This is a genomic window from Jhaorihella thermophila (assembly GCF_900108275.1).
GTDB classification, from domain to species: Bacteria; Pseudomonadota; Alphaproteobacteria; order Rhodobacterales; family Rhodobacteraceae; genus Jhaorihella; species Jhaorihella thermophila.
Genome location: NZ_FNVD01000043.1, coordinates 1 through 6,729, shown reverse-complemented (window position 1 = coordinate 6,729; position 6,729 = coordinate 1). Strand labels below are relative to the sequence as shown.

General features: G+C 68.5%; 10 protein-coding genes and 4 pseudogenes. All 14 read right to left on the bottom strand.

Annotation, left to right across the window (positions count from 1 at the left end):
• Positions 1 to 543, bottom strand: a pseudogene (locus tag C4S70_RS18015) (baseplate multidomain protein megatron); the annotation flags it as partial.
• Positions 543 to 1,004 (bottom strand): NlpC/P60 family protein, encoded by a 462-nt coding sequence (locus C4S70_RS18010; RefSeq protein WP_235003895.1) that lies wholly within the window; start codon positions 1,002 to 1,004, stop codon positions 543 to 545. The pseudogene C4S70_RS18015 and the gene C4S70_RS18010, both read right to left, overlap by 1 nt.
• Positions 1,001 to 1,888: a DUF2163 domain-containing protein gene (locus C4S70_RS18005; protein ID WP_104009469.1), complete on the bottom strand. Its 888-nt coding sequence runs from the start codon at positions 1,886 to 1,888 to the stop codon at positions 1,001 to 1,003. The genes C4S70_RS18010 and C4S70_RS18005 overlap by 4 nt, the downstream gene beginning before the upstream one ends.
• Positions 1,885 to 2,127, bottom strand: a complete 243-nt coding sequence (locus tag C4S70_RS18000) for a hypothetical protein (protein ID WP_146064265.1) — start codon at positions 2,125 to 2,127, stop codon at positions 1,885 to 1,887. The genes C4S70_RS18005 and C4S70_RS18000 overlap by 4 nt, the downstream gene beginning before the upstream one ends.
• Before the next feature lie 110 nt (positions 2,128 to 2,237).
• Positions 2,238 to 2,468 (bottom strand): hypothetical protein, encoded by a 231-nt coding sequence (locus C4S70_RS17995; protein ID WP_104009467.1) that lies wholly within the window; start codon positions 2,466 to 2,468, stop codon positions 2,238 to 2,240.
• A gap of 3 nt (positions 2,469 to 2,471) precedes the next feature.
• The gene (locus C4S70_RS17990) at positions 2,472 to 3,107 is read right to left on the bottom strand and encodes a lysozyme (RefSeq protein WP_235003894.1); all 636 of its coding nucleotides are present in this window, start codon (positions 3,105 to 3,107) and stop codon (positions 2,472 to 2,474) included.
• A gap of 10 nt (positions 3,108 to 3,117) precedes the next feature.
• Positions 3,118 to 3,249, bottom strand: coding sequence for a hypothetical protein (locus C4S70_RS19355; RefSeq protein WP_268807798.1), 132 nt, complete (start codon positions 3,247 to 3,249; stop codon positions 3,118 to 3,120).
• Positions 3,242 to 3,589: a Clp protease/crotonase-like domain-containing protein gene (locus tag C4S70_RS17985; RefSeq protein WP_104009465.1), complete on the bottom strand. Its 348-nt coding sequence runs from the start codon at positions 3,587 to 3,589 to the stop codon at positions 3,242 to 3,244. Before C4S70_RS17985 ends, C4S70_RS19355 begins: the two co-directional genes overlap by 8 nt.
• Positions 3,586 to 4,215 (bottom strand): annotated as a pseudogene (locus tag C4S70_RS17980) (phage distal tail protein, Rcc01695 family). Before C4S70_RS17980 ends, C4S70_RS17985 begins: the two are co-directional and overlap by 4 nt.
• Positions 4,216 to 4,316: 101 nt before the next feature.
• A pseudogene (locus tag C4S70_RS17975) lies at positions 4,317 to 4,625 on the bottom strand (phage tail tape measure protein); the annotation flags it as partial.
• Positions 4,626 to 4,660: 35 nt separating this feature from the next.
• Positions 4,661 to 5,248: a DUF6691 family protein gene (locus tag C4S70_RS17970; protein WP_104009464.1), complete on the bottom strand. Its 588-nt coding sequence runs from the start codon at positions 5,246 to 5,248 to the stop codon at positions 4,661 to 4,663.
• A 3-nt stretch (positions 5,249 to 5,251) separates the two neighbouring features.
• A complete protein-coding gene (locus C4S70_RS17965; protein WP_104009463.1) occupies positions 5,252 to 5,803 on the bottom strand; it encodes a YeeE/YedE thiosulfate transporter family protein in 552 nt (183 codons plus the stop codon).
• A 124-nt stretch (positions 5,804 to 5,927) separates the two neighbouring features.
• Positions 5,928 to 6,320: pseudogene (locus C4S70_RS17960) on the bottom strand (VWA domain-containing protein); the annotation flags it as partial.
• 1 nt (position 6,321) lies between these two features.
• Entirely contained in the window at positions 6,322 to 6,492 is a 171-nt protein-coding gene (locus tag C4S70_RS19545) for a DUF7697 family protein (RefSeq protein WP_456077573.1), read from the bottom strand.
• Positions 6,493 to 6,729: the final 237 nt, after the last annotated feature.

Sequence of the window (6,729 nt, the reverse complement as noted above, 5' to 3'; positions counted from 1 at the left end):
GCCGCGATAGGCCGGCGCGCCTTCGGCGCCCATCTTCCCGGCGATGAACGGGTCGGCGGCCTGCGTCTCGTCGCCCGGATACCAGCGCCAGGTGATGGTCGAGGTGTCAAGCAACTCGCCATCGGCCCAGATGCGACCGATGCCGGTGATCGGTCCTTCGCACAAAGCGACCGCGAAGGAGGCGGTGTAGGAATACTCGGTCGTGGTGACCTTGGGCCCGCCGCCCTTGCCGCCGCCCTGGGTGGTGGTGCTGACATGCTCGGTGAAGTCGGTGGCCCAGATGATGTTGCCGCCCAGACGCATGCGGCCGAAGACGCGGGGGATCGTGGTTCCCTCGGTGGCCGAGGTCACCCGCAGGCTGTCGAGCCTTGCACCCTCGTAGCGCTGGTCGGGCTGGAGCGAGCCCACGATCCAGCTGTCGACGACAGACCCCGCCATGGTGCCGATCGCGCCGCCGATGGTGGCGGCGGAGATGCCGAGGATGCCGCCGCCGATCGAGGCGCCGATGGCTTGACCGGCCAGACCGAGCACGAGCGTGGCCATCAGCGCCTCCTTGGTTGCGGGTAGAGAAAGGCGAAGGCGAGACGCCGCCGCCAGGCCCGGGTGAAGGGTTCCTCGATCACGCCCAGCCGCTCGCGGGCGTGGATGAGGGTGCCGGTGTCGGTAAGGATGCCCACATGCTTGGCGATGGCGCGTTCGCGCATGCGGAACATCAGGAGCGCGCCGGGTGGAGGGTCATCCGCCGCCACCTCGATCATGCAGCCCCGCGCGCCCTCGGCCAGCACTTCGCACGGACCGGCCTCGCCCCAGTCCCGACTGTAGGGCGGGATCGGGAAGGGTTCCGGCCCGACCACCTCGCGCCAGACGCCGCGTGCGAGGCCAAGGCAGTCGCAACCCACGCCCCTCACGCTCTGCTGGTCGTGATAGGGTGTGCCGAGCCAGGACCGGGCCGCCGCGATCACCTTCCCGCGCGCGGCCGGACGACGGATGAAGCCCGCAGTCACAGCACGCTCCCATCGTTCGCCTTCCCTTGGCTCGCGTAGCGCAGCACGGTGTCATTGCCGGGGATATGCGGAAAGCCCCGGAAGTTGGCCGTGTTGCCGAAGCGGTCGCGGCAGGTGGCGAAGGCCTTGTCGCAGCCCGCGCGGATGGTGAAGGCGTCGTTCGCAGCAATGGGACTGCCAGGCGATTCCAGCAGCGTGATGACAGCCTCGCCGGTGGTGGCGACCTCGTGGCGCTCCACCTCCACGCTCCTCCCGGCATTGGCGCCCGAGTCCCAGGTCAGCGTGCCGAAGGTGAAGAGCCCGGCGGCGAAGCCCGAGAGCCCCGTTGCCGAGAACGCCCGGTCGCGCAGAAACACCGCGACGGTGCCGGTGCCCTTCCACGCAGGATCCGCGAGGTCGATCCCGCAGCGAGTATCGCCCAGAACTGCATCGCAGCCGGCCTGAAAGCTTCGGCCGACTGGCTGGTCCAGCACATGGGCGAGCGAGCGCATCTCGGCCGAAAAGGCCACCCGCCCGCGCCGGATCTCGCCAATGGCCCCGCGCCGCATGAGCACGCGCTGGTCGGTATCCGCCCAGTTCACCCGCCAGACCTCGACCGCCGCGCCGTCCCAAAGCCCCGCGGCAATGTCGGCCTCTGTGATGACGCCCGAGCGCAGCACGCCTTCCGCATCCTGCGCATCGACCGCGAGATCGGAACCCGCGCGCAGTTCCGAAGCCGCAAATCCGCTCTCGGGCTCGAAGCTGGTAGCCTCGAAGTTGAGCATTCGGTCATGATCGGTGAAGCCGAACACCTGTCCGTCGGCCCGCGTGATACGCCAGCACCAGGCAAGCGTGGTCGTGCCCTCGTCGAGATGGGTCTGCAGGGCAGGCGAGAAGGATTTCATCGGCAGGTCCCCGTCATGCGGTCGTCGAGATCGGCGATCCAGCGCGCCCAGTCCGGCGGAACCTGCGTCACGGTTTCCGCAGGTGGCCGGGCCAGCCGCGCCTCGGCGTAGGAGATGCAGCCGGCATCACCAGGCACCGTCGTTGTTGCGCAGCCGCTGAGCAGGATCGCCAGCGCCGCGGCCGTCGCGAACCGCATCGCGGCCACGTTCGACCTTCCCGATTGTCTCTTCCAACGCATCGCGTTCTGCCTCCTCTTTGCCTGCGCGTCTGCCTTCCACCTGCCCCCAGAGGCGGCCGAGGACGACGCCACCGACAGCACCCAGAGCGGCCACCAGCCAGATCAGAAACTCAGGCATCGCTCCGGAACCCCCGCTCGATCCGGTCGCGCAGGCCGATGAGCCCGAGACCGAGAAACATGAGGCCGGCGGGCGAGGCATCACCTGAGCCTGCGAGCAGCGCGACGAGCCGGGACAGTTCGGCGAGCGGGCCGGTGGCGGGAAGCGCGACAGATGCAATGCCCGTGAGCATGGCGAGCAGTCCCGCCCACCAGGTCAGAGAGGTCGGTCGGATGTAGCGCATGGATCAGTCCCTCCGGATCAGCGTGGAGAAGAAGGCGACCAGCCGGGCGACCCAGCCGGTCGGTGCGTTTGAGCTGGGTTCGGGTTTGGCGGGGCGCAGCAGGGCCAGCGCCCGGTTCTCGGTCAGGCGACGGATCGGCCGCGAGAAGTCCACGCGTCCCGTGCGGTCCACGGACCAGACCGGGATGGTGCCGCTGGGATACCTGCCATGGCGGAACAGGTCGCGTTCGGCCTCGCGGCGGGGAATGATCGAGGCAGGCTTGCGCCAGTTCAGAAACGCGTCGGCGGCCGCGACGCGATCGCCGGCATTGAGGTGCCGGGTCAGCGCAGCCTTGGCGATGCCGCCGGTGTTGTAGTGGAACGAGACCAGCGCATCGAACTCGTGGGACGCCAGCGGCACGGTCACGGCGCGCCGGACGTCAGCTTCGTAGCGGGCCAGATCAGTCCTGAAGATGCGGAACACCTCCCGGATACCGGCATCCAGATCGTCCGGCATCCCACGCGGCATCAGCGCCGGATCGGGCGGCCCGGCGGCGGCGGTGTGCCCAATGCCGAAGGTCCAGGTGCCGGTGGAATCGCGGTAGGGCCCGGGCACGATGCCTTCGTGCCGGGCAAGGGTCACGAGGCCCCGGTCAGTCATGTGCATGGGGTTACCTCAGGAAGGAGAGGATCAGGATCAGCGCGGCGACCGCGAGGCCAATGCGCAGGCGGTGGGTGAAAGCGTCACGCGGGTCGTCGGTCAGGCGCCGCAGGCCGCGCAGGACGCGAACGAGTTCAGTCATCGCCGCCCTCCCGCGCCTGGCGCAGGCGGGCAAGCACCAGTTCGATCACTGCCGGGCCGAAGACGCCGACGAGATAGGCAGCCGAGCCCGCTGCCCCGCCGGCCGGGATCGCCTGCGGCGGCAGGCCGAGCCAGCTGGTGATCACCGCCATCGACAGGCTGCCCATGCCGGCCGCGATCAGCCCGCCGAGCAGGATGTGGCGCAGGGCGTCGCGCAGGCGCATCTTGGTGGTCAGCGCGTTGGTTGCGCCGCCGAGCGCGCCCCAGGCGGCAAGGATCACCGCCGTCGATGCCGCGAGGTCGCGCAGCACCGTCGCGACGAAGCCGGAATTGTCGTTCATCGCCGGATCTCCAGGAGCGGGATGGAGGTGATGGAACCGAGGCGCTCGATGTCGAGCGTCACGTCGAGCGTGTCGGTGTCGAAGCGGACGGGCACGTCGAACGCGAAGCCGGCGGTGATGGAGACGCCTGCCGCGGGCGCGCTGTCGAAGCTGACGAGGCCGGTGGTGGTGTCGATGGACCAGCCGCTCGCCTGTTCAACCCCGTCGATCGCAACAGTCACGCTGCCCGCGACCGGCTTGGTGATGGCCCGGTTCCAGGTCTGCGTGCCCGAGGCGTAGGCCTTCACAAGCTGGAAGTCGGTGGTGGTGCCATCCCCGGTGCCGATGAGTTAATCGGTCGCCGCGGGCGTCTGCGACGGCAAGCAGGACTTCCAGTCGGCCCAGTCCTTGAAGCGGAAGCCGTAAAGCCTGCCATTACGGGCCTCGAAGAACGCCACCACCGCCGCCAGATCGTCCGCGCGGCGGATGCCATAGGCGACATCGTAGCGGCGGCGGGAGTTCGCCCAGCTGGCGTTGCGCTCTTCGTCGCCCGAGGCGAGTTCGACGATCTGCGTGCGCCGCTCCGGCCCGCCCCGCGCGCCCCGGCTGATGTCGTCGGGAAACCGGACCTCGCGGAACATTGGCATTTCTGATTTGAGATGTTTGATGTGGGATTGCTGATTTGTGATTGGTGATGTGGGAGGTCAGGGGGGCCGCAAATCGCAAATCAACAATCGCAAATCCAACATCAAAGCCCCCTGCGCCACAACGACACCGCGCGGGCAATGTCGGCCGCGACCTGTGTCCGAGATTGCCGGAAGCTTTCCGCGTCGCGGGTGTTGATGTTGATGGTGACGCCGCCGCCCGCGCCGTAGCTCCGCGCCTCGCGGCGCGACAGCACCCGCTCGCCCCGCTGCAGGATCGCGGGCACCTCGTCAGGGCGCAGCCCGGCCCAGGTGGGACCGCCCACCGCGCCACCGGCATGCATCCTGGGCGCCCCAGCGAAGGCCGTGGCCGGGACCATGCGCGGCGGCGCACAAACGAAAACGGCCGCCCCAAAAGGCGGCCGCCCGCGGCTTGATGAGGCCCGGATCATTCCGCCGGGGCCACTTTCTCTTCCTCGCTGCGCGGCACGAGGCGCTCGGGCAGCGCGAAGGCAATGGCGATGAAGACGAGCCCCAGCACGATGCCGAGGATGTCGCCGCGCATCGCCAGAAGGCCCTCATATTCGGCCCCCGGAATGGTGCCGAGCGTCAGCTTGGCGCCGTCGAGAAGGCCGCTGGCCTTCCACGCGGGATAGGTCACCATGTAGGCGGCCGCCCCCAGCAGACCGCCGGCCACGAAGAAGAGCGCGTCACGCCGCCCCGAGGCCGCCGCGGCGAGCCCCGTGCCGGGGCAATAGCCCGCCGCCGCCCAGCCCGCGCCGAGCAGCAGGCCGCCGATGAACACGCCCGCATAGGCCGCCTTGACGCTCATGTGGCCGACATCGACGAGGCCCAGCATCTGACCGCCGAACATCAGCACCGAGCCGGTGCCGATCGCCAGCAGGATGGTCTTCATCAGGTTCAGATGGCGCAGCGTCAGCATGCGGGTGATCCAGTTGGGGTCGCTCGCGCCGATCCGGTCGAGCACCGCGCCGAAGGCGGCACCGATCACGATGGCAAGAATGATGCTGGTCATGGCTCAGGCCTCCTGTCTGTATAGCAGCATGGCAACGGGGATGGCGGCGGCGAAGGCGCCAAGGGCAAAGATGTAACCCGACAGGGATGTCTGCATCATCCCCGACATCATGTGCCCCGAGGTGCACCCGCCCGCGAGCCGCGCGCCGTAAAGCACGATGAAGCCGCCCGCGAAGGCCATTGCGTAACGTTTCCATGGTGTGTCGCCGTAATTGGCCCGCCAAACCGCCGGGGCCCGGCGCTCATCGGCGCCGATCCCGCCGCGCGCCCAGGCCGACAGCCCCGCCCCCAGCATCAGCGCCAGCACGAAGACGAAGCTGTAATTGAGCGGATTGGCCGCGGCCTTCGCATATTTGCCGCCCGACTTGGCCAGATAGGCGTTGGTGGATGTATAGCCGTCCTCGGTCTTGGTGATCAGATCGGGGTTGACGGCGTCGGCCACGATCGCATCGAAGATCACGAATTGCGTCGAGACGCCGATCGGCTTCACTAGCGCCACCGCGACGAAAAAGACGAGCCCCAGAAGCAGCCCGCCCGTCTTCCAGTTGAGTGGCATCTCCGTTCCTCCTTGCTATCTCATTCCAAGATTAGAATATGTAAACGATGTGGGAGCCGCCTTGATCTCGATCAAGGGGAGGTGACGGGGAGCCGTCGGGACGGTTTGTCGCAGCGCGGCCACAGAGCATCGCCATCAGGCGGGCCTTGTCGCCCTGATCGTCGGGACGGGAGATGGCCTCGGCCAGATCCTCCAGCGAGGCGATGGAATGGCCGGCGCGGAAGCTGTCCACATGGGGCAGCATGGCGGCGATGCCGGTGGCGCGGGGCGCAAACCCCTCCCATCGCAGCAGCGGGTTGATCCAGATGAGACGGCGGGCGGAGAGGTGGAGCCGCTCCATCTCGTGCGAGAGCGCCGCCGGGTCGCCGCGGTCGAGCCCGTCGGTGATCAGGAGCACCACCGCCCCCTGCCCCATCACCCGGCGCGACCAGTCGCGGTTGAATTCGTGCAGGCAGTCGCCGATGCGGGTGCCGCCCTCCCAGTCCTGGGCCTGCCGGCCGGCGGCGGCGAGGCGGACGCTAACCCGTTTTTCCGCCATCGGAATGTTCCATCTGTTCGTTGAGCTTGGCGACCATCACAGCTTCGATGATGGGCAGCAGTTCGCCAGCGGCGAGGGGTGGCACGCCAAGCGCGAGGCCAAGTGCGAGCGCGGCGCTCAGATCCCACCCAACGACGGCACCCGGAAGCACGCGAAGCTGGCCGCCGAGCCTGCCGACGAGATCCCAGACCTGCCAGCCCTCATGGGTGAGAGGCCGGTTCAGCCGCGCCGGGCAATCCGGGCAGGCTGTCGAGCAGGCCTCGCAGTATCGCTCGCCCCCGCCGAAGGACCATTCGGCAAGGGCGCGGAGGCGTTTTTTTCCTGCTCCAGAAGCAGGCCCTTCGAGACGTATGAAAGCTGGAAGGCCTCGAAGATCGGCCAGATGTCC

Bases quoted from the DNA above. Each gene is read 5' to 3' on its own strand.
- C4S70_RS18005 (WP_104009469.1), bottom strand. From the start codon at position 1,888: ATGAAATCCTTCTCGCCTGCCCTGCAGACCCATCTCGACGAGGGCACG.
- C4S70_RS19355 (WP_268807798.1), bottom strand. From the start codon at position 3,249: ATGACTGAACTCGTTCGCGTCCTGCGCGGCCTGCGGCGCCTGACCGAC.
- C4S70_RS17985 (WP_104009465.1), bottom strand. From the start codon at position 3,589: ATGAACGACAATTCCGGCTTCGTCGCGACGGTGCTGCGCGACCTCGCG.
- C4S70_RS17995 (WP_104009467.1), bottom strand. From the start codon at position 2,468: ATGCGCTACATCCGACCGACCTCTCTGACCTGGTGGGCGGGACTGCTC.
- C4S70_RS17970 (WP_104009464.1), bottom strand. From the start codon at position 5,248: ATGACCAGCATCATTCTTGCCATCGTGATCGGTGCCGCCTTCGGCGCG.
- C4S70_RS18000 (WP_146064265.1), bottom strand. From the start codon at position 2,127: ATGCGTTGGAAGAGACAATCGGGAAGGTCGAACGTGGCCGCGATGCGG.
- C4S70_RS17965 (WP_104009463.1), bottom strand. From the start codon at position 5,803: ATGCCACTCAACTGGAAGACGGGCGGGCTGCTTCTGGGGCTCGTCTTT.
- C4S70_RS17990 (WP_235003894.1), bottom strand. From the start codon at position 3,107: ATGACTGACCGGGGCCTCGTGACCCTTGCCCGGCACGAAGGCATCGTG.